The sequence below is a fragment of the Acuticoccus mangrovi genome (genome assembly GCF_016411865.1).
Taxonomy (GTDB): Bacteria; Pseudomonadota; Alphaproteobacteria; order Rhizobiales; family Amorphaceae; genus Acuticoccus; species Acuticoccus mangrovi.
In genome coordinates this window covers 84,051-110,478 of record NZ_JAEKJA010000024.1, presented here as the reverse complement: position 1 = coordinate 110,478, position 26,428 = coordinate 84,051, and the positions used below count along the sequence as shown (strand labels likewise).

Below are 26,428 nucleotides of genomic sequence, written 5' to 3'. Positions count from 1 at the left end.
ATAGATGTCGGATGGTGGATGTCATCGCGCCGACGACCCTGACGCGCCCCGCGGGGCGTGATGCGACCGCAACCTCGGGCGCGGCGACCGGCCTCGCGCTCGCGGGTGTCGCCGTCGCCGCCGGATCGCTGGCCTTCTCCGGGCCGGCGGGCCTCACCGCAGGGGCCGCGGCGCTGGCCTTCGTGGCGGCCGGCACAGGGGCGCTGGACCTCGTGCGCGGCGCCCGCGCGCGCCGCCTCGACCGCGGCCACCCTATCGCCGTCACCACCACCAAGGGCGCTCTCGTCGCCGTCAACGCCGCCTTCGAGGCGATGATGGCCGAGCGCGGCCGTCCCGCCCATCCCGACGCCCTCGCCGAGGGCGACGCGGCGGCGCTCGCCCTCTATTCGCTGCGCCGCCACGCCATCGCGCAGGGGCGTGCCGAGGGCTACGTCCCACCCGATCTTCTCGCCCGCCTCACGGTGGAGGGCGACCACATCGTCCACCGTTTCGAGCCGGCCACCGCGCCCAAGGCGAGCGCCGCGCCGCTCGACGCGACAATCGTCGACCTCTTCCCGAGCGCCGCCGTGATCGTCGACCCCCGCGGGGCGATCCGTGCCGCCAACGCGCCCTATCGCGCTCTCGCGGGCGCCGGCGACACGCTCGCCGACGCGCTGCAGATCGACGCCGCCGCCATCGCCCGTCTCGCCGCCCAGGCGACCGACGAGCGGCCGAGCCGGGTCGACGCCCATCTGCGGCGGGCGCCGGACCGTTGCGTGCGCCTGTCGGCGAAGCCCGTGCCGGGGGTGGACGGCGCGATCATCGTCGCCGTCGCCGACGTCACCGAGCAATCCGAGCTCGAAGCCCAGATCGCCCAGAGCCAGAAGATGCAGGCGATCGGCCAGCTCGCCGGCGGCATCGCCCACGACTTCAACAACGTGCTGACCGCGATCATCGGCTTCTCCGACCTGCTGCTGCAGAGCCACCGCCCGTCGGACCCCGCGTTTCGCGACATCATGAACATCAAGCAGAACGCGCAGCGGGCGGCGGGGCTCGTCAAGCAGCTCCTCGCCTTCTCACGCCGTCAGACGCTCCGGCCGACGGTGCTGAACCTCAACGACGTCGTCGCCGACCTCTCGATGATGCTCGACCGCCTGCTCGGCGAGACGGTGCAGCTCGACATCGCCTACGGACGCGATTTGTGGCCCGTGCTCGCCGACCTCAGCCAGATCGAGCAGGTGGTGATCAACCTCGCCGTCAACGCCCGCGACGCGATGCCGGGCGGCGGCAAGCTCACCATCCGCACCCGCAACGTCGTCCACGGCGCCGTGACGGAGGGGCCGGAGGGGGCGCCGGAATCGGACGCGGTGCTGATCGAGATCGAGGACGTCGGCACCGGCATGCCGCAGGAGATCCTCGACAAGATCTTCGAGCCCTTCTTCACCACCAAGGCGACCGGGGAGGGGACGGGTCTCGGCCTCTCCACCGTCTACGGCATCGTCAAGCAGACGGGTGGCACGCTCGCCGTCTCCAGCGTGGAGGGGGAGGGGACCACCTTCCGCGTCTACCTGCCGCGCACCGAGCCGGAGGTGCGGGCGGCGTCCGAGGAGGGCAAGCCGCGCGAGGCGAGCCAGATCGGGCAGGGGACGCCGAGCGCGGACCTCACCGGCAGCGCCACCCTGCTCCTCGTGGAGGACGAGGAGGCGATCCGCACCTTCGCCGCCCGCGCGCTCAGCGCCAAGGGTTACCACGTGCTCTCGGCAGCCTCCGGCGTGGAGGCCGCCGAGATCTTCGCCGAGGAGGGCGACACCGTCGATTTGTTGTTGACCGACGTGATCATGCCGGAGCTCGACGGCCCGTCTCTGGTAAGAATGGTGCGCGAGGAGCGCCCCGATCTGAAGGTCATCTTCATGTCCGGCTACGCGGACGGGGCATCCGTGGACGAGTTGGGCGACGCCCAGTTCCTGCCGAAGCCCTTCACTCTCAAGGCCTTGGCCGAGGCGGTGAAGCGGGAACTGGGTAGGACCTAGGCGCTAACGCAATTTTAAGATGCCGAACATATTGCGAACGCCGTCGGAATATGTGACACTGGCGACATCAGGAATGGGCATAACGCGATGAAGCGTAAGGGAAGCAGCATGTCGCAATCGGACCTACGTCTGGTTGAGGGTAGCTCGGTCGACAAGAGCAAGGCGTTGACCGCGGCGATCTCCCAGATCGAACGCTCCTTCGGGAAGGGCTCCATCATGAAGCTCGGCGCCGGCTCCACCATCGAGGTGGAGACGGTGTCGACCGGATCGTTGGGGCTCGACATCGCCCTCGGTATCGGTGGTCTGCCCAAGGGCCGCATCGTCGAGATTTACGGGCCGGAATCGTCGGGCAAGACGACGCTCGCCCTCCACACCATCGCCGAGGCCCAGAAGAAGGGCGGCATCTGCGCCTTCGTCGACGCCGAGCACGCGCTCGACCCGATCTATGCGCGCAAGCTCGGCGTGCAGGTGGACGATCTCCTGATCTCCCAGCCCGACGCCGGCGAGCAGGCGCTCGAGATCGCCGACACGCTGGTGCGCTCCGGCGCGATCGACGTTCTGGTGATCGACTCCGTCGCCGCCCTCACCCCCCGCGCCGAGCTCGAGGGTGAGATGGGCGACCAGCTCCCCGGCCTCCAGGCCCGTCTGATGAGCCAGGCGCTGCGCAAGCTGACCGGGTCGATCTCCCGCAGCCACACGATGGTGATCTTCATCAACCAGATCCGCATGAAGATCGGCGTCATGTTCGGCTCGCCCGAGACCACCACGGGCGGCAACGCGCTGAAATTCTACTCCTCCGTCCGTCTCGACATCCGCCGCATCGGCTCCATCAAGGACCGCGACGAGGTGGTGGGCAACCAGACCCGCGTGAAGGTGGTGAAGAACAAGCTCGCCCCGCCGTTCCGCGAGGTCGAGTTCGACATCATGTACGGCGAGGGTGTGTCGAAGCTGGGCGAGCTGCTCGACCTCGGCGTGAAGGCGGGCATCGTGGAGAAGTCCGGCGCCTGGTTCTCCTACGACTCGCAGCGTCTCGGCCAGGGCCGCGAGAACTCCAAGCAGTTCCTGCGCGACAATCCCGAGATTGCCGACGCCATCGAGGCGGCGGTGCGCCAGAATGCCGGCCTCATCGCCGACCGCATCACCGGCGCCGCCGAGCCCGACGGCGATGCCGACTATCCGGACGACGAGGCGCCCGCGGCGGAGTGATCCGCCGCCCCGACCGACGGCGATGAAGGGGCGCGAGGCGCCCCTTTTTTCATGCCGGCGCCCGCTTCATGCCGACGCCTCTCCATGCCGGCACGCTCGCGTTTCATGACGATTGCGGGTGAAGCGAGTGTCTCGCTCACCTGCGCGAGCAGGCGCACGGCGAGGCGTGCGGGCACGCGTTGCCACCGCGCGCGCGATCGATTGAAGGGAGGAAAGGCCGCGGACTGGAGATCCGGCTCAGTCTCGATCCCGTTCAGGCGTGGCGGTTTGCCCGATGGTCCGACTGATGATGGTGCGGTCGAGAAGACTCGAACTTCCACGGGTTGCCCCACAGCGACCTCAACGCTGCGCGTCTACCAATTCCGCCACGACCGCAAGTCATTGGCACGGCCGGGGAGGTAGCACCCCCGGTTGGACCTTTCAAGCGCGACGACGGCGATTTAGATGATGAATGTGCAAAAGGTTGGGGGCGCGCTCCCGCGGGAGCCCCGTCGCGGCACGCTCGCCATGCGCCCCGATCGAAGGAAGGACCCATCATGGCCACCGATCCCGCCCCCGTCGAATGGGCGATTTCCGACGCGCTGGTGGACTATGCCGCCGCCGTCGCCGCCATGGAGGCGCGGGCGGAGGCGATCGCCGCCGGAAAGGCGCGCGAGCTCGTGTGGCTCGTGGAGCATCCCCCGCTCTATACCGCCGGCACCAGCGCCAAGGCGGAGGACCTCATGGCGCCGGACCGCTTCCCCGTCCACAAGACCGGCCGGGGCGGTCAGTACACCTACCACGGCCCCGGCCAGCGGGTGGCCTACGCGATGCTCGACCTGCGGCATCGCGGCCGCGACGTGCGCGCCTACGTGCACGGGCTCGAGAGCTGGCTGATCGACACCCTCGCCGCCTTCAACGTGGACGGGGAGACGCGGGAGGATCGCGTGGGGGTCTGGGTGCGCCGGCCGAGTGGGGCGGGTGAGGACAAGATCGCCGCCATCGGCGTGCGGGTGCGCCGCTGGGTGACGTTCCACGGCATCGCCCTCAACGTGGAGCCGGAGCTCGAGCATTTTGCCGGCATCGTGCCCTGCGGGGTGCGCGGGCACGGCGTCACGAGCCTTGCCGATCTCGGCCGCATCGTGACCATGGAGGAGGTGGACGCCGCGCTACGCCGCGCGTTCGAGGCCCGCTTCGGGGCGACCGTCGCCGCCGCCCCGCCGCTGACGCTCACCGAAGCCTGATCAGCTTCTGAGGATCACGAAGCCATCGATCTGCGGCTCGTCCGAGAGCGGCTCCAGGCCGACGCCGGTGACCTCGGCGAACGGCGGCCCCTTCCGGCATGCGGCGAGGAGGGCGTCGGTCGCCGCCCGGCCGCCGACCACCACCGCCTCCACACGACCGTCGGCGAGGTTGCGCACCGTCCCGCACAGGCCGAGGCGCGACGCCTCGCGGCGCACGAAGTCGCGATAGCCGACCCCCTGCACCCGCCCCGCGATCAGAAAGCGCGTCGCCGTCATTCGAACTCCAGGATCACCGTATCGACGGCGAGGCTCGCCCCTTCGGCGACGTGCACCGTCTTCACCACGCCGGAGCGCTCGGCGCGGATCACGTTTTCCATCTTCATCGCCTCGATGACGGCGAGCGGCTGCCCGTCGTCCACCTTGTCGCCGGCCTTCACGCTCAAGGAGACGACGAGGCCGGGCATCGGGCAGAGCACCTTCTTGCCGCCGTCCGCCGCCGACACCTCCGGCATCAGCGCGGTGAGGTCGGCGATGCGGGGGCGGCGGACGCGCACGCTCGCGCGACGCCCGCGGAACGAGAAGGCGGTCGACTGCACCATGTGCTCGCAGCCCATCGCGAGCGGCGCCCCGTCCAGGCTGCCGACCCACACCCGCGGGTTCGCCGCATCGTCGCGGATCACCACGATCGCGCGCCCGTCGAGCGTCACGCGCCAGCCGGCGCCGGCGTGCTCCACGTGGCCGTCGACCCGGCTGCCATCGTCGAAGAGGGCGGAGAGGTGGGCCGGGTTGGGGGCGGGGTGGGGGCCGAAATCCTCCCGCCGCGCGGCCTCGCGGGCCTCTTCGGCGAAGGCGACGGCGGCCATGCGCAGCCGCGTGTCGTCGTCGAGCGGAAGGACGGCGGTGCCGGAGAACTCCTCGGCGATGAAGCCGGTGGAGAGCGCCCCCTCGCGCCAGCGCGGATGCGCCATCAGCGCGCCCAGGAAGGTGCCGTTGTGGCGGATCCCCTCGATCGACACGCGGTCGAGCGCGTCGGCCATCTCGTCGATGGCGGCGAGACGATCGGAGCCGTGGGTGATGATCTTGGCGATCATCGGGTCGTAGAAGCGCGAGATGTCGGAGCCTTCGACCACGCCGGTGTCGACGCGCACGGTGGTCTCGCCGCGATGCTCGGCCGGCATCTGGAGCCGGCGCAGCCGGCCGATCGAGGGCAGGAAGTTGCGGTCCGGGTCCTCCGCATAGAGCCGGCTCTCGATGGCCCAGCCGTTGGGGCGGATCTCCTCCTGTGTGAGCCGCAGCGGCTCGCCGGCGGCCGAGCGGATCATCTCCTCCACGAGGTCGACGCCGGTCACGAGCTCGGTCACCGGATGCTCCACCTGGAGGCGGGTATTCATTTCGAGGAAGTAGAAGTTCGCGTGCTGATCGGCGACGAACTCCACCGTGCCGGCCGAATCGTAGTGCACGGCCTTGGCGAGGGCGACGGCTTGCGCCCCCATCTCGGCCCGCACTTTCTCGTCGAGGAGCGGCGAGGGGGCCTCCTCGATGACCTTCTGGTTGCGCCGCTGGATGGAGCACTCGCGCTCCAGAAGGTGGATGACGTTGCCGTGCTTGTCGCCGAGCACCTGGATCTCGATGTGGCGCGGATCGACGATGAACTTTTCGACGAACACGCGGCTGTCGCCGAAGGAGGAGGCGGCCTCCGACCGGGCGCGGTCGAAGCCCTCCTTCACCTCGTCGGCGGAATGGGCGATGCGCATGCCCTTGCCGCCGCCGCCGGCCGAGGCCTTGATCATCACCGGGTAGCCGATCTCCTCGGCGATCGCGAGGGCCTCCTCGGCGCTCGCGAGCTCGCCGGCGCCGCCCGGCACGGTGGAGACGCCGGCGGCCTCGGCGCGGCGCTTCGATTCGATCTTGTCGCCCATCGCCTCGATGGCGCCGGGGTTCGGGCCGATGAAGGTGATGCCGGCCGCCTGGAGCGCCTCGGGGAAGGCGGCGCGCTCCGACAGGAAGCCGTAGCCCGGATGCACGGCGTCGGCGCCCGTCGCCTTGCAGGCCTCCACGATCTTGTCGATCAGGAGATATGACTCCGCCGCGGCGGGCGGGCCGATGCGAACCGCCTCGTCCGCCATCTCGACGTGCAGGGCGTGCCGGTCGGCATCGGAGTAGACCGCGACGGTGGCGATGCCGAGCCGCTTGCAGGTCTTCATCACGCGGCAGGCGATCTCGCCGCGGTTTGCCACCAGGATCTTCTTGAACATCGTTTACCCTTCAACGCCCCTGCGACATGAGTTTTAGCGAGGCGCACGGGACGGTGTCCAACGCTAAGAGATCGGGAGGAAATGCGGATGATCAACGCTCTGGTGGTGCTGCTCGGCTTTCAGCTCGGCGGCGAAGTGGTGGTGCGCTTTCTGGGGCTGCCGGTGCCGGGCCCGGTGCTCGGCGCCGGCGCCCTGGCGCTCGCCTTGCTGTGGCGTGGCCGCGTCGACACGGTGCTCTCCGGCACGGCCCACGGCATCCTGCGCAACCTCTCGCTGCTGTTCGTGCCGGCCGCGGTCGGGGTGATCGAGCATCGCGACGTCTTCGTGCGCTACGGCCTGCCTTTGATCGTCACCCTCATCGTGTCGGCGATCCTCGCCCTCACCGCGGCGGCGCTGGTGTTTCGCGCCGTGGGGCGGCGCTGATGGGGGACGATGTCGCGCTCCTGTGGGTCTATCTCGCCGAGCGCCCGCTCACTTGGCTCACCGTCACCGTGGCGGCCTACGCGCTCGCCGACCGTATCGCGATCGCGGCGCGGCGCCATCCTCTCCTCAATCCCGTCGTCGGCGCGGCGATCATCGTCATCGCCATTCTCACGGTGACCGGCACGCCGTTTCCGACCTATTTCGAGGGCGCTCAGTTCGTCCACTTCCTCCTCGGGCCGGCCACGGTGGCGCTCGCCGTTCCCTTTGTGGAAAACTTTCAGAAGGTGCGCGCGGCGGCGCTGCCCATCGTCACGGCGCTGGTGGTGGGATCGGTCACGGCGACGGTCTCGGCGCTGCTCATCGGCTGGGCGTTCGGGCTGCCGCGCGAGGTGCTGATGTCGCTGGCGCCGAAGTCGGTGACGACGGCCATCGCGATGGGCATCTCCAGCGCGCTCGGCGGCATTCCTGCGCTGACCGCGGTGCTCGTGATCGCGACCGGGGTGATCGGCGCCATCGTGGTGACGCCGCTGATGAACGCGTTGCGCATCCGCGACATGGCGGCGCGAGGCTTCGCGGCGGGCGTCGTCGCGCACGGCATCGGCACGGCGCGGGCATTTCAGGTGGATCCCCTCGCGGGCGCGTTCGCCGGCATCGGCATGGCGCTCAACGGGGCGCTGACGGCGCTGATCGCACCGCTTCTCCTGCTCTTCTTCTGAGGCCGGAGGGGCTCAGGCCGCGGAGCTGAAGCTTGCGAAGGTGAAGCGGCCGTCCCGCTCCTTCGCGAGTGGCGGGGTGACGATCGCCGTCGCGCCGAGGCCGATCACCTCCTTGGCGAGGGCCTTGGTGGACACGCCGGTGGCGCAGGCGACGACGCCGAGCGAGGCGAGGCTCGCGAACGCCGCCCGCCACACCGGGGTGATCTGCGGCGCGAAGAGCAGCGGCGAGGCGCGGCGCATCTCGAACTTCACCATGGCGAAGTCGCCGCTCGCGGCTTGCTCCAGGCTCGCAAGGCTCATGTCCCAGTCCGACAGGGCGAGGGCGAGGCCGGCCCTGCGCAAGCGCGCCGCGCACGCCGCCGTGCCCTCCCTCTCGAACGCCCCGAGGGAGAGATCGACGACGAGCTCGCGCGGAACGAGCCCCGCCTCTCGCATCGCCCCGAGGATCTGATCGGCGAGGGAGGAGGTGGCGCGCACCGCGGCAGGCACCAGGAGGTGCACCGGGGCGTGGCCGGGTCGGCGCGTCGCCGCCTCCAGCACCGCCCGCAGCGTGCGCGCGAAGAGGTCGTCGACGAGGCCGAATTTCGCCGCGGTCGCGAAGACGCGCTGGGTGGCGGCGCGGTCGGCAAGGCCGCCCACCATCGCTTCGTGGCCGACGACGACGTGCCCGGCGTCGCGGATCGGGACGAGAGTCACGGGGACCGGGGCGTCGCCCATCAGCGCCTTGGCGATGACGAGGTCGTCGTGTTCGCCGAGATGGGAGGGGTCGCCGGCGTCGACGACGAGTGCCCCGCGGCGCTTCGCCTTGGCGGTGTGGAGCGCCATGTCGGCGCGGCGGTAGAGGGCGGCGGGATCGTCCCCCCGGCGGGCGACGGCGACCCCCGCGGTCAGGCTCGCCTGGATGTCGACGTCGCCGAGGTCGATGCGACCGCCGAACGCGGCGAGGATCCGGCCGGCCGCCTCCTCGGCCGCCGACACCGAGGAAATGTTGTGGAAGACGATCGCGAACTCGTCGCCGGCGAGGCGGCCGACGAAGTCCTTGCCGCGCGCCTGCTGGCGCAGACGCTCGCCCACCTCCATCAGCAGGCGATCGCCCACGGTATGGCCGAGCGCGTCGTTGACCGCCTTGAAGCGGTCCATGTCGAGCAGGCAGAGGGCGAACTTGCCGGCCTCGCAGGAGCGGGCGAGCTCCACGTCGAAGGCGCGCCGATTGGGCAGCCCCGTGAGCGGATCGGCGAGCGCGAGATGCAGCGCCTCCTCGCTCGAATGGTCGAGGCCGAAATTGAGGGCGCGCAGCGCGGCGCTCGTCTTCTTCAGCTCCCGTTCGAGCTTTTGCTCGACGGTGACGTTGCGCAGCGCGACGACGATCCGCGCGCCGTCGAGCTTCATGCTGCAGGCGCGAAACTCGCGCATGCCGCTGCTCATCTGGACGCGGATGAGCTGATCGGTGCGCGGCAGGGTGCGGATCCGCTCGTTGATGCAGCCGAGGTTGTGGTCGTCGAGGTTGCAGCTGTTTGCGAAGCTCGCCGCAAGCAGATGCTCGACGAGAAGCGGCTGACCCTCGCCGTCGAAGATCCAGACGAGGGCATCGGGCAGGTTGGCGAGGAAGCTTGCTATGCGCGAGTCGGTCGCCATCAGCGCTTTGAGCTCTTCGCGGCTCATGAACCGATCCATCGACCCCACCCCAGTTGCATCCGCACCCCCGGCGCCTCGACGCCGAAGGCGGGGGAACGCGCTGTTCGCGGATGCGGCAAAATTACGACGAGATTGTGTCGTTGCCGTTACATTATTTCTCCAGAGTAAGCGATCTAGACATTAATGGATCGTTTGTGTCTCCGAAACGGGGATCAAAGCGGGATCGTGTTGTGTTTTCGCCACGGGTTGTCGAGGTCCTTGTCCTGCAGCAGGCGCAGGGCGCGGGCGACGCGGCGGCGCGTGGAATGAGGCAGGATCACCTCGTCGATGAAGCCGCGCTCGGCGGCGACGAACGGGTTCGCGAAGCGCGTCTCGTACTCGTGGATGCGCTCGGCGAGGCGCTGCGGATCGTCTCGGTCGGCGCGATAGAGGATCTCGGCGGCGCCCTTCGGACCCATCACCGCGATCTCGGCCGTGGGCCAGGCGTAGTTCATGTCGCCGCGCAGGTGCTTCGACGCCATCACGTCGTAGGCGCCGCCATAGGCCTTGCGGGTGATGAGGGTGACCTTGGGCACCGTCGCCTCGGCGTAGGCGAAGAGGAGCTTGGCGCCGTGCTTGATGAGACCGCCATATTCCTGGGCGGTCCCCGGCAGGAAGCCCGGCACGTCGACGAAGGTCACGATGGGGATCGAGAAGGCGTCGCAGAAGCGCACGAAGCGGGCCGCCTTGCGCGAGGCGTCGGCGTCGAGCACGCCCGCGAGCACCATCGGCTGGTTGGCGACGAAGCCCACGGTCTTGCCCTCGATGCGGCCGAAGGCGGTGATGATGTTCTTGGCGTAGGCGGCCTGGATCTCGAAGAGCTCGCCCTCGTCGGCGACCTTTTCGAGGAGCTCCTTCATGTCGTAGGGCGCCGTCGCCGAATCCGGAATCAGCGTGTCGAGCGACATCTCGATCCGGTCGTAGGGATCGGTGGTGTCGAGCACCGGGGCGGGCGTGATGTTGGAGGCGGGCAATAGGTCGACGAGCCGGCGTACGTCGATCAGCGCCGAGATGTCGTCGTCGTAGGCGCCGTCGGCGACGGAGGAGCGGGTGGTGTGGACGTCGGCGCCGCCGAGCTCTTCGGCCGTCACCGTCTCGTTGGTCACGGTCTTCACCACGTCGGGGCCGGTCACGAACATGTAGCTCGAGCCGCGCACCATGAAGATGAAGTCGGTCATCGCCGGCGAGTAGACGTCGCCGCCGGCGCACGGACCCATGATGACGGAGATCTGCGGGATGACGCCCGAGGCGAGCACGTTGCGCTGGAACACCTCGCCGTAGCCGCCGAGCGCGGCGACGCCCTCCTGGATGCGCGCGCCGCCGGCGTCGAAGAGGCCGATGATCGGCGCCTTGTTGCGCAGCGCCATGTCCTGGACCTTCATGATCTTCTCGGCATGGGTCCACGACAGCGAGCCGCCGAACACGGTGAAGTCCTTGGCGAACACGAACACCGTGCGGCCGTTGATGGTGCCCCAGCCCGTCACCACGCCGTCGCCCGGATATTTGGTCTCGGCCATGCCGAAATCGGTGCAGCGGTGCTCGACGAACATGTCGAACTCCTCGAACGAGCCCTCGTCGAGGAGCACCTCGAGCCGCTCGCGCGCGGTGAGCTTGCCGCGCTCGTGCTGGGCGGCGATGCGGCGCTCTCCGCCGCCGGCGCGGGCCTCGTCGCGGCGGCGCTCAAGCTCGATGAGGACGTCTTTCATGCAAGGTGGCCTTGATTGGTGAACGGGTCTGAGGGGTGAGATTATCGGCCTTTGCGCGCGAATTCACCCTTGGCGATCGGGCGACCCGGCCGCTCTCAAGCGGATGGGGCGAGCACGAAGGCAGCCTCTTGCGCATCGCGGCGGCGCTGGGCGCGGCGGCGGGCGGCCTCGGCGTCTTCGCCCCACTCGGCGATGTTCCAGTCCTCGTCGACGTGGGCGGCGATCCACCCCTCGTCGAAGCCGAGGGTGCCGCGGGCGACGGCGAGGGCGATGAGCGCGCTGCCGGTCAGCGTGGTGAGCTGGTGGAGGGCGGCGAGCGGGAGCGGATCGCGCGGCAGGGCGTCGAGCACGGCGAGGGTGAGGCGCTCGTCCTGGCTCACCGGCATCACCCCTTCGACGAGGACGATGCGGACGCCGAACAACGCCTCGGCGTTCGCGACCACCGGGTCCCAGCGCTGCTTCTGCGCGGCGACGAGGCCCGCCGGCCAGTCGGCGCGGTACATCACGAGGTCGCTGCCGGCCATCTTGGCGATGTCCTCGCGCACCGCCTCCACCGCGCCGCCGACCCCGTCGATCGCGGTGTTGACGAGGCGCGTCATCGGCATGGTGAGGGGGAGAATGTGCTCGCCCTGCGCGTTCCACTCCGCGGCGATGCGCTCGGCGACGGGGCGGGGAGCGGCAAGATGCGCCTTCGCCGGGGTGCGCACCGGCCGCCCGTCGAGGAGGATGCGGGCGCCGGCCGCGTGATCGGCGACGCTCGCCTCGCGATAGAAGCGGCGGATCGGCTCGGCGGGCTCCGGCGGGCGCGGCGCCTCAGCCATGGCCGATGGTCTCGCCCATGAGGTTCGCGACGAGGCCGGGCAGGTCGGCCATGGTGCCGGCGATGGCCTTCGCGCCGGCCGCCGTCAGCCGGTCCGGCGCGTGGTAGCCCCAGGCGACGCCGATCGGATGGACGCCGGCGTTGACCGCCATCTCGATGTCGAAGGTGGTGTCGCCGATGACGGCGGTCCGGGCGACGTCGGCCCCGGTCTCGGCGATCGCCTTCTCCACCATCTCCGGGGAGGGCTTGGAGGCCGCGTCGTCGGCGGTGAAGCTCACGACGAACTGGTCGGCGAGGCCGTGGGCGGCGAGCACGCGCGACAGGCCCGCCCGCGACTTGCCGGTGACGACGCCGAGAAGGGTGTCGTCGTCGTTGATCTTCGCGAGCGCGTCGACGGTGCCGGGAAACAGCGGCTCCTGCGCCGCCTCCCGCGCCGTCGTGTCGCGGTAGGCGATCCGGTAGGCGGCGGTGATCGCCTCCACCGGCGCGTCGGGATGCTTGGCGCAGAGGTTCGATATGGCGATCGGCAGCGACAGGCCGATGATGCCGCGGATCTCCGCCGTGGTCGGCGGGGCGAGGTCGTGGCGCTCGAAGGCGGCGCGCATCGCGCCAATGATCACGGCGGCGCTGTCGACGAGGGTGCCGTCGCAGTCGAACAGGACAAGGCGTGGGGACATTGCGGACTTCACGGGTTCCGTGCCGCGGCCGACGATGGCCGCGGCTCATGAGGAGAAGTGCGCCGGGGGGCGGGGTCCGTCAAGTTGCCGGCGGCCGCGTCAGTCCTTCGGCCGGTGGTCCACCACGCGCTTCGCCTTGCCCATCGAGCGCTCGATGGCGCCGGGGTCGACGACGCGGGTGCGGATCGAGATGCCCACCGTGTTCTTCACCGCGACGTCGAGCGCCCGCCCGGCGGCATCGCGGATCGGTCCGCTCGCCTCCGCGCCGCGGCATTCGACGTGGACGGTGAGCGTATCGAGCCGCCCCTCGCGATGCACCTCGATGAGATAGTGCGGCGCGAGAGCCTCGAGCTTCAGGATCTGCTCCTCGATCTGGGTCGGGAACACGTTGACGCCGCGGATGATGAGCATGTCGTCGGCGCGGCCGGTGATCTTCTCCATCCGACGCATCGAGCGCGCGGTGCCCGGGCTGAGGCGGGTGAGGTCGCCGGTGCGGTAGCGGATCACCGGCAGCGCCTCCTTGGTGAGGCTCGTGAATACGAGCTCACCGAGCTCGCCGTCGGCGACCGGCGCGCCGCTCGCCGGGTCGATCACCTCCGGGTAGAAGTGGTCCTCCCAGATGTGCAGCCCGTCCTTGGTCTCGACGCACTCGTTGGCGACGCCCGGGCCCATCACCTCCGACAGGCCGTAGATGTCGACGGCGTGCATGTCGAACGCCTCCTCGATCTCGGCGCGCATCGCGTTGGTCCACGGCTCGGCGCCGAAGATGCCCACCTTCAGCGAGGTCTCGCGCGGATCGAGCCCCTCGGCGCGGAAGTGGTCGAGGATCGCGAGCATATAGGAGGGCGTCACCATGATGACGTCGGGCTTGAAGTCGCCGATGAGCTGGATCTGGCGCTCGGTCATGCCGCCGGACATCGGCACCACGGTGCAGCCGAGGGCCTCCGCGCCGTAGTGCGCGCCGAGCCCGCCGGTGAAGAGGCCGTAGCCGTAGGCGACGTGCACCATGTCGCCCGGCCGCCCGCCCGAGGCGCGGATGGAGCGGGCCATCACCGACGCCCAGGTCTCGATGTCGCGCTTGGTATAGCCCACCACCGTCGGCCGCCCGGTGGTGCCGGAGGAGCCGTGGATGCGGGCGACCTTTTCGCGCGGCACGGCGAACAGGCCGAACGGGTAATGGTCGCGCAGGTCCGACTTGCGGGTGAAGGGGAACCGCTTGAGGTCGTCGAGCGAGGTCAGATCGTCGGGGTGGACGCCCGCCGCCTCGAACGCGCTCTTATAGAAGGGCACGTTGTTGTAGGCGTGCGCGAGGCTCCACTTCATCCGCTCGAGCTGGAGGGCGGCGATCTCGTCGCGGCTCGCGATCTCGATCGGGTCCAGGGAGGCGCGATCGGGGGCAAGGTCAAGCATTCGTCTCGTCCTTGGTGTCGAACAGCGAGCCGGGGATGGTGCGCGAGAAGCCGCGGAACTCGGCGACGACGGCGCCGGAGCTGTCCGTGATGGTGACGTCGGTGATGCCCTGCCGCCCTTCCTTGAAGCGCTCCACGGCGCGGGCGGTGAGCGTGTCGCCCAGCATGGCGGGGCGCAGATAGGCGACCTGGCACTGGCTCGCGACGGCGCGCTGGCCGGAGGAGTTGCAGGCGAAGGCGAAGGCCGAATCGGCGAGGGTGAAGATGAAGCCGCCGTGGGCCATGCCGTGGCCGTTGGTCATGTCCTCGCGCACCGCCATCGCGAGGGTGGCGGTGCCGTCGCCGACCTCCACGATGCGCATGCCGAGCCCCTGGGAGGCGCGGTCGTCGGCCCACATCACGTCGGCGGCGCGGCGGGCGATCTCACTCATCGCTCTTACCCTCGGAAGATGAAGCCGGGCCTCGGCCGATGAAGGCGGGGCGGCGCTTGCCGACGAAGGCCGCGACCCCCTCGGCGTAGTCCGGATGGAGGCCGGCGGCACGCTGGGCGTCGCGCTCCACGTCGAGCTGGGCGTCGAGCGTGTTGGTGGCGCCGGCCTCGAAGGCGCGGCGGGTGGCGACCAGCCCGTCGGTGGGCAGCCTCGCGAGGCGCTCGGCGAGGGCGACCGCATCGTCGACGAGGGTGTCGTCGTCGAACAGGCGGTAGACCATGCCCCAGCGCTCGGCGGTCTCGGCGTCGACCTTCTCGGCGAGCATCGCCATGGCGCGGGCGCGCATCGCGCCGATGGCGCGGGGGAGGGTGAAGGTGCCGCCCGCGTCCGGCACGAGTCCGAGATTGGCGAAGGGCTCCAGGAACACCGCCGACCGACCGGCGACCGCGATGTCGCAGGCGAGCGCGATGTTGAGCCCGGCCCCGGCCGCGACGCCGTTGATGGCGGCGATGGTGGGGGCGGGCAGCGACCGCAGCCGGCGCACCAGGGGGTTATAGAGACGCCCCAGAGTATCGCCGAGATCGGGCGGCGGGTCGCCTTCGGCGCGCACGCGATCGGAGAGGTCTTGACCGGACGAGAAGGCGCGGCCGGTGCCGGTGAGGACGACGGCACGGATCGTGGGATCGTCCTCGACGGTGCCGAGCGCCGCCGCGAGATCGGCGTGCATCGCCTCGTTGAAGGAATTCAATTTGTCCGGACGATTCAGTCGGACGAGCAGAACGGCGCCACGCCGTTCCGTCAAGACGGTATCCATCAGCCTCCCCTTTGGCCCGGCATTCCGCCGCCGCGTTGTGGTTGTTTTTGAACGCTCGTCGCTTCCAACGTGTGACAGGAAGGCTTGACGAGATCGAATTTCCGTAACTTATTGAGGCCTCAAAGCGGTTGTCAACGCGCTCCGAGACAGCGAGATTTCCGGAGGGCGATAACACGAAACGGCACGAACGCCCCAACGGTCCCATCGACCACGGGGGCTGGGAGGATGTGTTGAGCGCGCTGTTCGAGTCGCACCGCGAGACGCTGGAGCGTGCGGTTTCCGAAATCCACGCTCGCGGCTACTGGTCGGCCTATCCGGAGATGCCCTCCGGCAAGATCTACGGCGAGAGCGCGAAGGACGAGGGGGAGGCCGCTTTCAAGGCGCTGCTCGGCACCACCTTCCCGCTCGACCAGCCGAGCGAGGGGACGACGGGTGCCGAGGCGAGCCCCTATGGCCTGCCTCTCGCGATCACCTATCCGACGGCCGCTCCCGGGACGCTGATCGAGGCGGCCAACGCGGCCGCGACGTCGTGGGCGAAGGCGTCGGTGGAGGAGCGCGTCGGCGTCTGCCTCGAGGCGCTCCACCGGCTCAATCGGCAGAGCTTCCTGATGGCCAACGCGGTGATGCACACCACCGGCCAGTCCTTCATCATGGCCTTCCAGGCGGGCGGCGCCCACGCGCAGGACCGCGGCCTCGAGGCCGTCGCCTACGCCTACGAGGCGATGACCGCCGTTCCCGCGTCGGCGCGCTGGGAGAAGCCGCAGGGCAAGAACCCGCCGCTGGTGCTCGAGAAGACGTTCCGCATCGCCCCGCGCGGCGTCGGCCTCGTGATCGGCTGCTCCACCTTTCCGACGTGGAACTCCTATTCGGCCCTCTTCGCCAACCTCGCGACGGGCAACGCCTCCATCGTCAAGCCGCATCCGATGGCGATCCTGCCGCTCGCGATCACCGTGAAGACGATCCGCGAGGTGCTCGCCGAGGCGGGCTTCGACCCGAACGTGGTGCTGCTCGCCGCCGACGATCCGGACCATCCGGTGACGATGGACTATATCGCCAGCGACGACGTCGACATGATCGACTTCACCGGCTCCGCCACCTTCGGCGCGACGGTTAGGGCGCACGCGCGCGGCCGTCCGGTCTTCACCGAGGAGGCGGGGGTGAACCCGGTGGTGATCACCGGCACCGACTCGTTCAAGGGAATGTGCGGCAATCTCGCCATGAGCCTGTCGCTCTATTCGGGTCAGATGTGCACCGCGCCGCAGAGCCTGTTCGTGCCGGCCGGCGGCATCGACACCGACGAGGGTCACAAGAGTGTCGACGAGGTCGGCGAGGGGATCGCCAAGGCGCTCGACAAGCTTCTCGGCGACACCGCGCGGGCGATGGCGGTGCTCGGCGCCGTGCAGAACCCGGCCACGCTGAAGCGCGTCGCCGAGGCGAGCGGCAAGGGGCGCCTCGTCCGGCCGTCGGCCCCGGTCGAGGGGGCGGGCGAGGCGCGCACCGCGACGCCCGCGATCGTCGCCGTCGACGCCGCGGACGAGGCCTGGCGCGAGGAGTGCTTCGGCCCCGTCGCCTTCCTGGTGACGGTGAAGGATGCGGCGGACGGGGTCGCCCTCGCGGCGAAGTCCGTCGCCGAGAAGGGTGCGATCACCGCCGCCCTCTACGCCACCGACGAGGCGGTGATCGAGGCGGCGGAAGACGCCTTCGCCGCGGTCGGCGCGCCGCTTTCGGTGAACCTCACCGGCCCGATCCTGGTGAACCAGTCGGCCGCCTTCTCCGACTACCACGTGACCGGGCTCAACCCGGCCGGCACCGCCACGCTGACCGATCTCGCTTTCGTGACCAACCGCTTCTCGGTGGCAACCGTCAGGCGGCCGGTCCCCGCATAACACTCACCCGAGGGCGAGCCGCGGAAGACGGTCGCCCCCACCCCGGGAGGAAACTGATGAAACACCTACTCTTGACGGCGGTCGCGGCGATCGGCCTGACGATGCCCGCCGCCGCGCAGGATCCGATCAAGATCGGCGCCGTGCTGTCCGCGACCGGGCCGGCCTCCTTCCTCGGCGAGCCCGAGAAGAAGACGCTCGAAATCTACGTGGACAAGATCAACGAGGCCGGCGGCGTGCTCGGGCGCCCGCTGGAGCTGATCGTCTACGACAGCGCCGGCAACGCCAACGACGCGCGCACCTTCGCGACCCGCCTCGTCGAGGACGACGAGATCGTCGCCATGGTGGGCGGCTCCACCACCGGCACCACCATGGCGATGGCGCCGATCTTCGACGACTACGAGATCCCCTTCATCTCGCTCGCCGGCGCCGTGGTGATCATCGATCCGGTCCAGCCCTACCTCTTCAAGACCCCGCACACCGACCGGATGGCGTGCGAGAAGATCTTCGAGGACATCCAGCAGCGCGGCATGTCGAAGGTCGGGCTGATCTCCGGCACCGGCGGGTTCGGCAAGTCGATGCGCGAGCAGTGCCTCGACGTCGCGGGGAACTACGGCATCGAGATCGTCGCCGACGAGAGCTACGGGCCGAAGGATTCGGACATGACGCCGCAGCTCACCAACATCAAGAACACCGACGGGCTCGAGGTGATCGTGAACCCCGGCTTCGGCCAGGGCCCGGCGATCGTCACGCGCAACGTCAAGCAGCTCGGCATCGAGCTGCCGTTCTACCAGAGCCACGGCGTGGCTTCGAAGTCGTTCATCGACCTTGCCGGCGACGCCGCCGAGGGCGTGCGGCTGCCGGCCTCCGCCCTCCTCGTCGCCGACATCCTGCCCGCGGACGATCCGCAGCGCGACGTGGTGGTGAGCTACAAGTCGACCTACGAGGACGCCACCGGCGAGGACGTCTCCACCTTCGGCGGTCACGCCTATGACGGGCTGATGATCCTCGTCGGCGCCATCGAGCGGGCCGGTTCCGACGATCCGGTGGCGATCCGCGACGCCATCGAGGAGACCTCGGGCTTCATGGGCACCGCCGGCGTCGTCAACATGAGCCCGGACGACCACATGGGCCTCGACCTCACCGCCTTCCGGATGCTCGAGATCCGCGACGGCGAGTGGACGCTGGTCGAGTAGACCGATGCGGATCGTCGTGATGGGGGCGGGCGCCGTCGGCGGCTATTTCGGCGGGCGTCTCGCGGCCGCCGGGACCGACGTCACGCTGATCGCGCGCGGCGCCCACCTCGCGGCGATCCAACGGGACGGGCTCCGGATCGAGAGCCCTCTCGGTGACGCGACCGTGCCGGTCGCGGCCACCGAGGACCCGGCCGCGGCGGGCACGGCCGACATCGTGCTCGTCCTCGTGAAGCTCTACGACACGGCGGCCGCCCTCGCGGCGATCCGCCCCCTCGTGGGACCTGCGACGACGGTGCTGTCGCTGCAGAACGGCATCGACGCCGAAGCCGCGATCACCGAGGCCTACGGCGCGGACCGGGCGGCGGGGGGCGCCGCCTATATCGGCGCCGACGTCAAGGAGCCGGGCGTCGTGCGCCACTCCACCGCGTTCGCCCGCCTGGTGTTCGGCGCGTTCGACGGATCGGACCGGCCGGCGCTGCGCGACTTCGCCTCGGCGATGGCGGCGGCCGGGCTCGACCACCTCCTCGCCGACGACATCCGCAAGAGGCTCTGGGACAAGTTCATCTTCCTGTCGGCCTTCTCCGCCGTCACCTCGCTGGCGCGCCTTCCCATCGGCCCGATCCTCGACGATCCGGCGGGTCGGGCGCTCTATGTGGCGGCGATCGAGGAATCGCTCGCCGTCGCGCGGCACCACGAGAGCGGCATCGCGCCCGACTTCCTCGACGAACACATGAGCTTCATCTCCGCTGCCAACCCGATGATGCGCTCCTCGATGCTCGACGACCTCACCCGCGGCAAGCGGCTGGAGATCGAGGGCCTGTCGGGCCGCATCGTGGCGCTTGGCGAGGCAGCGGGCATTCCCACCCCCGTGCACCGCGTCGCCTGGTCGGCGCTGCGCCCCTCACGCGAGGGAATCCCCGCCTGATGACGTCGGAACTCCTGCAATTCGCCTTCTCCGGACTGACGGTGGGGGCGGTCTACGCCCTCGTCGCGCTGGGCTTCACGCTGATCTACAACGCCTCGGGCGTCATCAACTTCGCCCAGGGCGAGTTCGTGATGATCGGCGGCATGTCGACGGTGTTCCTGTCGGCGCTCGGCGTGCCGCTGCCGATCGCCTCGATCGTGGCGGTGGCGGTCGCCGTGCTCGTCGGCCTGCTCCTGTGGGCGCTCGCCATCGAGCCGGCGCGCGGCGCCTCACCCGTCACGCTGATCATCATCACCATCGGCGCCTCGATCTTCTTGCGCGGCCTGTCGCAGACGGTGTTCGACAAGCAGTTCCACTCGCTGCCGCCGATCTCCGGCGACGCGCCGGTGCGCCTTGCCGGCGCGGCGGTGCTGCCGCAGACATTCTGGGTGCTCGGCGGCTCCTTCGCGGTGGTGGTGCTCCTGTGGCTCTTTCTGGAGCGCACCCTCCTCGGCAAGGCGGTGCTCGCGACGGCGGCGAACCGCGTCGCCGCCCGCCTCGTCGGCATCAACACGGCGCTCGTGGTGGGCCTCTCCTTCGGCGTGTCGGCGGCGATCGGCGCGCTCGCCGGCATCCTCGTCACCCCGATCACCCTCACGAGCTACGACGTCGGCACGCTGCTCGCCCTCAAGGGTTTCGCGGCGGCGATGCTCGGCGGCATGGGCAACCCCTTCGGCGCCGTAGTGGGCGGGCTCGCGGTCGGCCTCATCGAGGCGTTCGGCGCCGGGCTCATCTCCTCCGACTACAAGGACGCGTTCGCCTTCCTGGTGATCCTCGCCGTCCTCTTCTTCATGCCGGCGGGGCTCTTCGGCCGGCGCAGCGTGGAGCGCGTCTGACCCGTGGTGGCCCGTTTCGCGACGCCTCTCGTCCTCCTGGTTCTGATCGTCGGCGTGTTCTTCGCCGTCGATTCGAGCTTCATCCTGCGCGTGGCCGCGCTGGTGTTCATCTACGGCCTCGCCGCCATCGGTCTCAACATCCTCGTCGGCGACTGCGGCCAGGTGAGCCTCGGCCATGCGGGCTTCCTCGGCATCGGTGCCTACGCGACGGCCGTGCTGCCGGCCCAGACTGGGCTTCACCCGCTTCTCGCGATGGTCGTCGGCGTCGTCGCGGCGGGGCTCTTGGCGCTCCTCGTCGGGCGGCCGGTGCTGCGCCTGCGCGGCCACGCGCTGGCGGTGGCGACGCTCGGCCTCGGCATCCTCGTCGCCATGGTGATCACCAACGAGGCCTGGCTCACCGGCGGCCCGGACGGCATGCGCGTTGAGCGGCTGACGCTCTTCGGCTGGCGCGTGCGGGGCGCCGACAACTGGTACTGGATCACTGCCGGCGTGCTGCTCCTCGGGGCGCTGGTCGCCTGCTCCATCAAGGCGAGCCCCACGGGGCGGGCGCTGCGGGCGGTGCACGATTCGGAAGTCGCGGCGATGGTCGCCGGCATCGACGTCGCCCGCTACAAGACACTCGCCTTCGTCATCTCGGCCGTCTACGCCGGCGTCGCGGGCGGCCTCCTCGCCCTCTATGACGGCTTCGTCACTCCCGACGTCGCCGGCTTCCTGAACTCCATCGAGCTCATCACCATGGTGGTGCTCGGCGGCATGGGCTCGGTGCTGGGCGCGGTCGTGGGGGCGACCATCCTCACCGCGCTGCCCCAGCTCCTCACCGCCTTCTCCGAATATGAGCACATGGTTCTCGGCCTCATCATGATGGTGGTGATGATCGTCCTGCGCGCCGGCATCGTGCCGAGCCTTCTCGCGCTCGTCGGCCGGGGAGGGCGGGCATGAGCGCGCTCGCGGCCGAGGGCGTCGGCATCGACTTCGGCGGCGTACGGGCCGTCGACAACGTCAGCTTCACCACGGCAGAGCACGGGGTGACGGCGATCATCGGCCCCAACGGCGCCGGCAAGACGACGCTTTTCAACATGCTCTCCGGCGTCTACCGGCCGGGGCGGGGGAGGGTGCGCCTCTTCGGCGAGGACGTGACCGGCGAGCCGCCCCACCGCCTCGCCGCCCGCGGCCTGTCGCGCACGTTCCAGAACCTGCAGATCTTCTTTCAGATGACGGCCCTCGAGAACGTGATGGTGGGCAACCACCTCGGCGAGCGGCACAATGTGTGGCGTCATCTCTTGCCGCTGCCGGGCGTGTTCGCGGAGGAGAAGGCGGCGCGCCAGGCGGCACGCAAGGAGCTCCAGCACGTCGGCCTCGCCGACGTCGCCGACCGGCCGGCCTCGAGCCTTGCCTACGGCATGCTGAAGCGCCTCGAGATCGCCCGGGCGCTCGTGGCGAAGCCCCGCGTCCTGCTTCTCGACGAGCCCGCCGCCGGCTGCAACGCGACGGAGACCGAGGCGCTCTCCGCCCTCATCCGCCGGCTTGCGGGGGAGGGGCTCGCGATCGTCCTCGTGGAGCACGATATGGCGATGGTGATGAGCCTTTCCGACCGCGTCGTGGTGCTCGACCAGGGCCGCGTCATCGCCGACGGGGCGCCCGAGGCGGTCCGCGCCGACCCGGCCGTGCGCGCGGCCTATCTGGGGGTCGAGGTCTGATGCTGAAGGTGGAAGGGCTGACGGCCGCCTACGGCCGTATCGAGGTGCTGCACGATCTGTCGCTGTACGTGGAGCCCGGCGAGATCGTCGCCATCGTGGGCGCCAACGGGGCGGGTAAGACCACCCTCATGAAGGCGATAGCGGGTATTCATCCCGTTGCCGCCGGCACCATCACGGTGGGCGGCGAGGACGTGACGCGCCGTCCGGCTCACGAGCGCGTGACCCGCGGTCTCGCTCTGGTGCCGGAGGGGCGGCAGGTGTTCGGGCCGCTGTCGGTGGCGGATAACCTGGCGCTCGGCGCCTACCGCGCCCATGGCGACGTGTCGGCGGACCGCGAGGAGATGGAGGCGCTGTTCCCGATTCTGGCGCAGCGGCGACGGCAGGCGGCGGGGTCGCTTTCCGGTGGACAACAGCAAATGCTGGCGATCGCGCGGGCGCTGATGTCGCGCCCCCGCTTGCTCTTGCTGGACGAGCCGTCTATGGGGTTGGCGCCCATCGTCACGCGCGAGATCTTCGAGGCGCTGGCGGGGCGTCACCGGAGCGCCGGTTTGACGGTGCTCCTCGTCGAGCAGAACATCTCCGCGGCGCTGAAGCTCGCGAGCCGGGGCTACGTGCTCGAAACCGGCCGCGTGGTGGCCGAAGGCCGCTCGGAGGATCTGCTCACAGACCCCGCGATCCAGCGGGCATATTTGGGCGGTTGACACGTTATCATCGAAACGACGGCATTTTATGCTAATTCGACCGGGTACGGCCGTGGTGCCGCACCCGCCGGATGGAGGCGATGATGAGTGAGACCAACGTCGTCTCGTTCGAGGAGGTGGCGCGGGCGCGCGGTGGTGCAGGCACCGGCGCGGAGCAGCCCTACATCATCACCGACGAGGAGCTGCGCGAGCGGCAGACCGTCGTTCCGCTGCGCGATTGCCACGTCGCCTTCGATCGGATGAGCTACATCATCAAGCTCAAGTCGACGCGCATCGAGCTGTTTCACAATCTGTCCGCAGCGTTCCCGAAGGGGCGGAAGATCGTCCTGTTCGGCCATCAAGGCTCGGGCAAGTCGGTGCTCCTGGAGCTGATGTTGCGCGAGCGGCCGCCGTCGCGGGGGCGCGTGCACGTCAATTCGCGCCTGTCGTGGCCGGTCCACCTGACGACATTCCTCGATCCGCGCCTGTCGATTCGCGACAACGCCATTTTCACGGCCCGCGTGCTCGGCGTGGAGCCGCGGGAAATCCTCAATGCCCTTCGGGGGTTCTGTGGTCTTGGCGAGCGTCAGCTCAATGAACCCGTGCGCTCGATGCCGAACGGCCTGAGACGCCGCTTCGGGATGATTGTTATTTTCGCCGCGAACTTCGATCTGCTCTTGATGGATCTTCCACCACGAGCCAGCCAATTCGATCTCAGCGGCGATGAAGGCGAAGCGTTCGAAGAGTTAATCTATGACCGGGATTATATTGCCTCGGTGACGGCGTCGCGCCTGCGGCCGACGAATGCTGATTTGGCATACATTTTGTACAATGGCAGATTATACCTATTTGATGATGTCGATGAGGCCGCCGCCATCTATGACGCACTGCCCACTCCGGTCTCGCCCGGTATCCACCGAGCGAGCAAACCCAAGGAGGAGGACGATGGCGACGACTATGCGATGGAACAAGGCTTTTAACGCGCAATGACCGACAACAGTCTCGTTCCCGTACCGGATTCGGAAGACCGCCGGGCGGCGGCCCGCCGATCACGGATGGAACGGCGCCAGCGCGCCATCGCACAGCGTGCCGAGGCACGCGAGCTTGCCGAGGCGAAGGGCAAGGAGGCGGCGCCGGTCGAAAGGCCGGAGCCCGCTCCGCCGGTGCCCGAGCCGAAGGTCGCCACCAACCCCCGTCCGGTGCAGCGCAGCCAGCCCGGCGGCGGTCAGCAGGGGCGGGGCCAGCCGGTCACGACGGTGCGGCCGGAGAGCTTCATGCTGCCGCCGCGTGCGCAGGTGGAGAAGACGGTGTCGCGCTTCAGCCGGCTGCTGAAGGCGAGCTTCGTGGTGTGCGTCGTGGCGCCCACCATCGTCGCCATCCTGTTCTACGTCTTCGTCGCCAGCGATCAGTACGCGACCGAGAGCTCGTTCGCGGTACGCGGCAGCACCACGTCGTCCACCTCGATTGACGTCAGCAGCATGCTCGGCCTCGGCTCCGCGGCCACCAACGAGGCCTCCGACAGCTTCATCGTGCAGAACTACATTCTGTCACGCGAGATGGTGCAGACGCTGATTTCCGAGGCGAACTTCCTGGAGGTCTACAGCCGCCCCTCGGCCGACCCCTACTATCGGCTCGACCCGAACCTGCCGATCGAATCCCTGGTCGACTACTGGAACATGATGGCGAGCGTCGAGTTCGACACCGACACCGGCATCATGACGCTGATCGTGCGCGCCTTCCGCCCGTCGGACGCCGAGGCGATCACGCGGAAGGTGCTCGAGAAGTCGGAAGCCCTCGTCAACGAGCTGTCGCTGCGGGCGCGCGAGGACAGCCTGAAGTCGGCGCGCCGGGAGGTGGAGATCGCCGAGGAGCGTTTCGCCAACGCCCGAAAGGCGGTCGCCGCCTACCGCGGCGACGAGCGCGAAATCGACCCCTCCGCCACGGCGACCTCGCAGCAGGAGCTGATCGGCGAGCTCGAGGCGGAGGTCTCGCGCAAGGAGTCGGAGCTCGCGGCGCTGCGCTCCACGATGAGCGAGAACGCGCCCCGCGTGGTCTACGTGCAGAATCAGATCGACGCGCTGCGCCGGCAGATCGCCACCGAGCGCCTCTCGGTGGCCGTGGCGCGGGAGGGGACGGAGCAGCAGCCCGCCCTCACCGAGCGCCTGTCGCGCTACGAGGAGCTGCTCGCCGAGCGTGAGTTCGCCGAGAAGGCCTACATCTCGACGCTCGCCGCGCTGGAGGCGGCGCGTGTGGAGGCCCTCAAGCAGCAGCGCTATCTGGCGGTGTTCGTGCGGGGCGAGGAGCCGCAATCCTCGCTCTATCCGGAGGCGATTCGGTGGACGTTGATCCTCTTCGGCTCGCTCTTCGGCATTTGGGGGATCATGGCGCTGGTGGGCTCTGCGGTGCGCGACCGGGTCGTCTGAGATCTTAACCATTGGCGAGCGGGCGTCGGCGGGTCTTTTTCAGGCCCGCCGGTGCGATTGGACTATCAGGCGAGCCTGAGATTGTTACATTGGGCACGATTCTGAGGTCGAGAGGGGCAATTATTCTGTGGCTCCTCTGCAACGGGTGACGTCTCTTTCACCTTTGGCGGACAAACCAGGGTGCACGCGCGGAAGGCTCGATGTTAAGCCGAATGCGTATCGAGTGAGACGAGGGCCCGCACATGGGGTGGAAATTGCTGGCGGTCGTTCTTGCCGCATCCGTCGCCGGGTGTGGCGGCTTGCCGGCGAGTGGTCCTCCGGCACGGGCGATCGTCGGCGATGAGAACCCCAATGCGGCCAAGGCGCCCTACGCGGTCGTCGCCATCGACGCCAAGGTCACCAACGTCACCAGCAACTATCGGGCGCCGAGCTTCTCCACCTTCTTCAAAGTCACCAAGGCGCGTCCGGACATTCGTCTCGCCGTCGGTGATCGCCTTCAGGTCAGCATTTTCGAAGCCGGCGCCGAGGGCCTGTTCTCCTCGTCCAACTCCAAGGCCACGCAGATCGAGACGGTCGTCGACGATCAGGGCCAGATCTTCGTGCCCTACGTGGGGGCCGTGACCGCGGCGAACCGCTCGGTGAGCGACCTGCGGGCCACCATCCAGCGCTCGCTGGAGGACAAGGCGATCCAGCCGCAGGTCCAGGTGATGGTGCTGGAGAGCCTCGCCAACTCCGTGACCGTGCTCGGCGACGTCGGCAAGCCCGGCCAGGTGCCGGTGGCGATTTCCGGCGTGCGCGTGCTCGACCTCATCGCCGCCGCCGGCGGAACCAGGGACAAGACGTTCGAGACGCGGGTGATCCTGCGCCGCGGCAACCAGGTGGCGACGGCGCCGCTCGAAGACCTCTTCGACCACCCGGAAGAGAACGTGCCGGTGCGTCCGGGCGACACCGTGCTCGTCACCAACGCGTCGCGCTCCTTCACCGTCTTCGGCGCCACCTTGAACCGCTCGGAGTACAAGTTCGACTCCCGCCGCGTGACGCTCGCCGAGGGCATCGCCCGCGCCGGCGGCCTCAACGACAGCCTCGCCGACGCGCGCGGTGTGTTCCTCTTCCGCTTCGAGCCGGACAGCATCGCCAAGCAGGTGTCCGAGCGGGCGATCACCGCGCCCGACGGCACCATGGTGCCGGTGATCTACACGCTGAACCTGCGCGACCCCAACGGCTACTTCCTGGCGCAGATGTTCGACCTGCGCGACGAGGACATGCTCTACGTCGCCAACCACCCGTCGGCGGAGCTCGGCAAGTTCCTGCAGATCCTGTCGCCGCTCATCAACACCGCCACCACCGTGGCGACGCTCACCACCCGCTTCAGCAAGTAGCCGGCCC

24 protein-coding genes and 1 tRNA gene are annotated in these 26,428 nt (G+C 69.4%); 15 read left to right on the top strand and 10 right to left on the bottom strand.

Annotated features, from left to right (window positions below):
* Nucleotides 1-11 precede the first annotated feature (11 nt).
* The gene (locus tag JCR33_RS21170; protein WP_198884125.1) at nucleotides 12-2,009 is read left to right on the top strand and encodes an ATP-binding protein; all 1,998 of its coding nucleotides are present in this window, start codon (nucleotides 12-14) and stop codon (nucleotides 2,007-2,009) included.
* A 108-nt stretch (nucleotides 2,010-2,117) separates the two neighbouring features.
* Entirely contained in the window at nucleotides 2,118-3,215 is a 1,098-nt protein-coding gene (recA, locus tag JCR33_RS21165) for a recombinase RecA (RefSeq protein ID WP_198884124.1), read from the top strand.
* A gap of 290 nt (nucleotides 3,216-3,505) precedes the next feature.
* Here recA and JCR33_RS21160 read toward each other — a convergent pair.
* Nucleotides 3,506-3,590 (bottom strand) — tRNA-Leu (locus JCR33_RS21160).
* Nucleotides 3,591-3,751: 161 nt separating this feature from the next.
* Between JCR33_RS21160 and lipB the strand changes: the two genes are divergently transcribed.
* On the top strand, nucleotides 3,752-4,438 hold the full coding sequence (lipB, locus tag JCR33_RS21155) for a lipoyl(octanoyl) transferase LipB (protein ID WP_198884123.1): 687 nt from the start codon (nucleotides 3,752-3,754) through the stop codon (nucleotides 4,436-4,438).
* Here the strand turns inward: lipB and JCR33_RS21150 are convergent, their stop codons facing one another.
* Both JCR33_RS21150 and JCR33_RS21145 read right to left on the bottom strand, forming a co-directional pair.
* A complete protein-coding gene (locus JCR33_RS21150) occupies nucleotides 4,439-4,714 on the bottom strand; it encodes an acylphosphatase (protein ID WP_198884122.1) in 276 nt (91 codons plus the stop codon). It lies immediately after the preceding gene.
* A complete protein-coding gene (locus JCR33_RS21145) occupies nucleotides 4,711-6,693 on the bottom strand; it encodes an acetyl-CoA carboxylase biotin carboxylase subunit (RefSeq protein WP_198884121.1) in 1,983 nt (660 codons plus the stop codon). The genes JCR33_RS21150 and JCR33_RS21145 overlap by 4 nt, the downstream gene beginning before the upstream one ends.
* An 87-nt stretch (nucleotides 6,694-6,780) precedes the next feature.
* On the opposite strand from JCR33_RS21145, the gene JCR33_RS21140 reads away from it, so the two are divergent.
* Complete coding sequence (locus JCR33_RS21140; RefSeq protein WP_198884120.1) at nucleotides 6,781-7,116, top strand: CidA/LrgA family protein; 336 nt, start codon at nucleotides 6,781-6,783, stop codon at nucleotides 7,114-7,116.
* Complete coding sequence (locus tag JCR33_RS21135) at nucleotides 7,116-7,832, top strand: LrgB family protein (RefSeq protein ID WP_198884119.1); 717 nt, start codon at nucleotides 7,116-7,118, stop codon at nucleotides 7,830-7,832. Before JCR33_RS21140 ends, JCR33_RS21135 begins: the two co-directional genes overlap by 1 nt.
* Nucleotides 7,833-7,844: 12 nt before the next feature.
* Here the strand turns inward: JCR33_RS21135 and JCR33_RS21130 are convergent, their stop codons facing one another.
* The 7 genes from JCR33_RS21130 to JCR33_RS21100 form a co-directional block, all read right to left on the bottom strand.
* A complete protein-coding gene (locus JCR33_RS21130) occupies nucleotides 7,845-9,494 on the bottom strand; it encodes a GGDEF domain-containing protein (protein WP_198884118.1) in 1,650 nt (549 codons plus the stop codon).
* A gap of 185 nt (nucleotides 9,495-9,679) precedes the next feature.
* Nucleotides 9,680-11,212: an acyl-CoA carboxylase subunit beta gene (locus tag JCR33_RS21125; RefSeq protein WP_198884117.1), complete on the bottom strand. Its 1,533-nt coding sequence runs from the start codon at nucleotides 11,210-11,212 to the stop codon at nucleotides 9,680-9,682.
* Nucleotides 11,213-11,307: 95 nt separating this feature from the next.
* Entirely contained in the window at nucleotides 11,308-12,033 is a 726-nt protein-coding gene (locus JCR33_RS21120) for an ATP12 family chaperone protein (RefSeq protein WP_198884116.1), read from the bottom strand.
* The gene (locus JCR33_RS21115; protein WP_198884115.1) at nucleotides 12,026-12,709 is read right to left on the bottom strand and encodes an HAD-IA family hydrolase; all 684 of its coding nucleotides are present in this window, start codon (nucleotides 12,707-12,709) and stop codon (nucleotides 12,026-12,028) included. The genes JCR33_RS21120 and JCR33_RS21115 overlap by 8 nt, the downstream gene beginning before the upstream one ends.
* A gap of 99 nt (nucleotides 12,710-12,808) precedes the next feature.
* The gene (paaK, locus tag JCR33_RS21110) at nucleotides 12,809-14,119 is read right to left on the bottom strand and encodes a phenylacetate--CoA ligase PaaK (protein ID WP_198884114.1); all 1,311 of its coding nucleotides are present in this window, start codon (nucleotides 14,117-14,119) and stop codon (nucleotides 12,809-12,811) included.
* Nucleotides 14,112-14,549 carry a hydroxyphenylacetyl-CoA thioesterase PaaI gene (gene paaI / locus JCR33_RS21105; RefSeq protein ID WP_198884113.1) on the bottom strand — a complete coding sequence of 146 codons (438 nt, stop codon included), beginning with the start codon at nucleotides 14,547-14,549 and terminating at the stop codon, nucleotides 14,112-14,114. Before paaI ends, paaK begins: the two co-directional genes overlap by 8 nt.
* The gene (locus tag JCR33_RS21100) at nucleotides 14,542-15,363 is read right to left on the bottom strand and encodes an enoyl-CoA hydratase-related protein (protein ID WP_198884112.1); all 822 of its coding nucleotides are present in this window, start codon (nucleotides 15,361-15,363) and stop codon (nucleotides 14,542-14,544) included. The genes paaI and JCR33_RS21100 overlap by 8 nt, the downstream gene beginning before the upstream one ends.
* A 230-nt stretch (nucleotides 15,364-15,593) precedes the next feature.
* Between JCR33_RS21100 and paaN the strand changes: the two genes are divergently transcribed.
* The 10 genes from paaN to JCR33_RS21050 all read left to right on the top strand — a co-directional run bounded on the left by paaN (nucleotide 15,594) and on the right by JCR33_RS21050 (nucleotide 26,421).
* Entirely contained in the window at nucleotides 15,594-17,249 is a 1,656-nt protein-coding gene (gene paaN / locus JCR33_RS21095) for a phenylacetic acid degradation protein PaaN (RefSeq protein ID WP_198884111.1), read from the top strand.
* A 56-nt stretch (nucleotides 17,250-17,305) separates the two neighbouring features.
* Nucleotides 17,306-18,442 (top strand): ABC transporter substrate-binding protein, encoded by a 1,137-nt coding sequence (locus JCR33_RS21090; protein ID WP_198884110.1) that lies wholly within the window; start codon nucleotides 17,306-17,308, stop codon nucleotides 18,440-18,442.
* 4 nt (nucleotides 18,443-18,446) lie between these two features.
* Nucleotides 18,447-19,367 (top strand): ketopantoate reductase family protein, encoded by a 921-nt coding sequence (locus JCR33_RS21085; protein WP_198884109.1) that lies wholly within the window; start codon nucleotides 18,447-18,449, stop codon nucleotides 19,365-19,367.
* Nucleotides 19,367-20,242, top strand: coding sequence for a branched-chain amino acid ABC transporter permease (locus JCR33_RS21080; RefSeq protein WP_198884108.1), 876 nt, complete (start codon nucleotides 19,367-19,369; stop codon nucleotides 20,240-20,242). The genes JCR33_RS21085 and JCR33_RS21080 overlap by 1 nt, the downstream gene beginning before the upstream one ends.
* Before the next feature lie 3 nt (nucleotides 20,243-20,245).
* Nucleotides 20,246-21,181 carry a branched-chain amino acid ABC transporter permease gene (locus tag JCR33_RS21075; protein WP_198884107.1) on the top strand — a complete coding sequence of 312 codons (936 nt, stop codon included), beginning with the start codon at nucleotides 20,246-20,248 and terminating at the stop codon, nucleotides 21,179-21,181.
* Nucleotides 21,178-21,939 (top strand): ABC transporter ATP-binding protein, encoded by a 762-nt coding sequence (locus tag JCR33_RS21070; RefSeq protein WP_198884106.1) that lies wholly within the window; start codon nucleotides 21,178-21,180, stop codon nucleotides 21,937-21,939. The genes JCR33_RS21075 and JCR33_RS21070 overlap by 4 nt, the downstream gene beginning before the upstream one ends.
* Nucleotides 21,939-22,640 carry an ABC transporter ATP-binding protein gene (locus tag JCR33_RS21065; RefSeq protein ID WP_198884105.1) on the top strand — a complete coding sequence of 234 codons (702 nt, stop codon included), beginning with the start codon at nucleotides 21,939-21,941 and terminating at the stop codon, nucleotides 22,638-22,640. Before JCR33_RS21070 ends, JCR33_RS21065 begins: the two co-directional genes overlap by 1 nt.
* Before the next feature lie 83 nt (nucleotides 22,641-22,723).
* On the top strand, nucleotides 22,724-23,599 hold the full coding sequence (locus JCR33_RS21060) for an ATP-binding cassette domain-containing protein (protein WP_198884104.1): 876 nt from the start codon (nucleotides 22,724-22,726) through the stop codon (nucleotides 23,597-23,599).
* 75 nt (nucleotides 23,600-23,674) lie between these two features.
* Entirely contained in the window at nucleotides 23,675-25,042 is a 1,368-nt protein-coding gene (locus JCR33_RS21055; RefSeq protein WP_198884103.1) for a hypothetical protein, read from the top strand.
* A 242-nt stretch (nucleotides 25,043-25,284) separates the two neighbouring features.
* On the top strand, nucleotides 25,285-26,421 hold the full coding sequence (locus tag JCR33_RS21050) for a polysaccharide biosynthesis/export family protein (protein WP_198884102.1): 1,137 nt from the start codon (nucleotides 25,285-25,287) through the stop codon (nucleotides 26,419-26,421).
* Nucleotides 26,422-26,428: the final 7 nt, after the last annotated feature.

Bases quoted from the DNA above. Each gene is read 5' to 3' on its own strand.
- paaK (WP_198884114.1), bottom strand. From the start codon at position 14,119: ATGCTTGACCTTGCCCCCGATCGCGCCTCCCTGGACCCGATCGAGATC.
- paaI (WP_198884113.1), bottom strand. From the start codon at position 14,549: ATGAGTGAGATCGCCCGCCGCGCCGCCGACGTGATGTGGGCCGACGAC.
- JCR33_RS21065 (WP_198884105.1), top strand. From the start codon at position 21,939: ATGCTGAAGGTGGAAGGGCTGACGGCCGCCTACGGCCGTATCGAGGTG.
- JCR33_RS21120 (WP_198884116.1), bottom strand. From the start codon at position 12,033: ATGGCTGAGGCGCCGCGCCCGCCGGAGCCCGCCGAGCCGATCCGCCGC.
- JCR33_RS21055 (WP_198884103.1), top strand. From the start codon at position 23,675: ATGGAACGGCGCCAGCGCGCCATCGCACAGCGTGCCGAGGCACGCGAG.
- recA (WP_198884124.1), top strand. From the start codon at position 2,118: ATGTCGCAATCGGACCTACGTCTGGTTGAGGGTAGCTCGGTCGACAAG.
- JCR33_RS21135 (WP_198884119.1), top strand. From the start codon at position 7,116: ATGGGGGACGATGTCGCGCTCCTGTGGGTCTATCTCGCCGAGCGCCCG.
- JCR33_RS21070 (WP_198884106.1), top strand. From the start codon at position 21,178: ATGAGCGCGCTCGCGGCCGAGGGCGTCGGCATCGACTTCGGCGGCGTA.
- JCR33_RS21090 (WP_198884110.1), top strand. From the start codon at position 17,306: ATGAAACACCTACTCTTGACGGCGGTCGCGGCGATCGGCCTGACGATG.
- JCR33_RS21125 (WP_198884117.1), bottom strand. From the start codon at position 11,212: ATGAAAGACGTCCTCATCGAGCTTGAGCGCCGCCGCGACGAGGCCCGC.
- JCR33_RS21115 (WP_198884115.1), bottom strand. From the start codon at position 12,709: ATGTCCCCACGCCTTGTCCTGTTCGACTGCGACGGCACCCTCGTCGAC.
- JCR33_RS21145 (WP_198884121.1), bottom strand. From the start codon at position 6,693: ATGTTCAAGAAGATCCTGGTGGCAAACCGCGGCGAGATCGCCTGCCGC.
- JCR33_RS21060 (WP_198884104.1), top strand. From the start codon at position 22,724: ATGAGTGAGACCAACGTCGTCTCGTTCGAGGAGGTGGCGCGGGCGCGC.
- JCR33_RS21130 (WP_198884118.1), bottom strand. From the start codon at position 9,494: ATGAGCCGCGAAGAGCTCAAAGCGCTGATGGCGACCGACTCGCGCATA.
- JCR33_RS21085 (WP_198884109.1), top strand. From the start codon at position 18,447: ATGCGGATCGTCGTGATGGGGGCGGGCGCCGTCGGCGGCTATTTCGGC.
- JCR33_RS21150 (WP_198884122.1), bottom strand. From the start codon at position 4,714: ATGACGGCGACGCGCTTTCTGATCGCGGGGCGGGTGCAGGGGGTCGGC.
- JCR33_RS21170 (WP_198884125.1), top strand. From the start codon at position 12: ATGGTGGATGTCATCGCGCCGACGACCCTGACGCGCCCCGCGGGGCGT.
- JCR33_RS21050 (WP_198884102.1), top strand. From the start codon at position 25,285: ATGGGGTGGAAATTGCTGGCGGTCGTTCTTGCCGCATCCGTCGCCGGG.
- JCR33_RS21080 (WP_198884108.1), top strand. From the start codon at position 19,367: ATGACGTCGGAACTCCTGCAATTCGCCTTCTCCGGACTGACGGTGGGG.
- lipB (WP_198884123.1), top strand. From the start codon at position 3,752: ATGGCCACCGATCCCGCCCCCGTCGAATGGGCGATTTCCGACGCGCTG.
- JCR33_RS21100 (WP_198884112.1), bottom strand. From the start codon at position 15,363: ATGGATACCGTCTTGACGGAACGGCGTGGCGCCGTTCTGCTCGTCCGA.
- JCR33_RS21140 (WP_198884120.1), top strand. From the start codon at position 6,781: ATGATCAACGCTCTGGTGGTGCTGCTCGGCTTTCAGCTCGGCGGCGAA.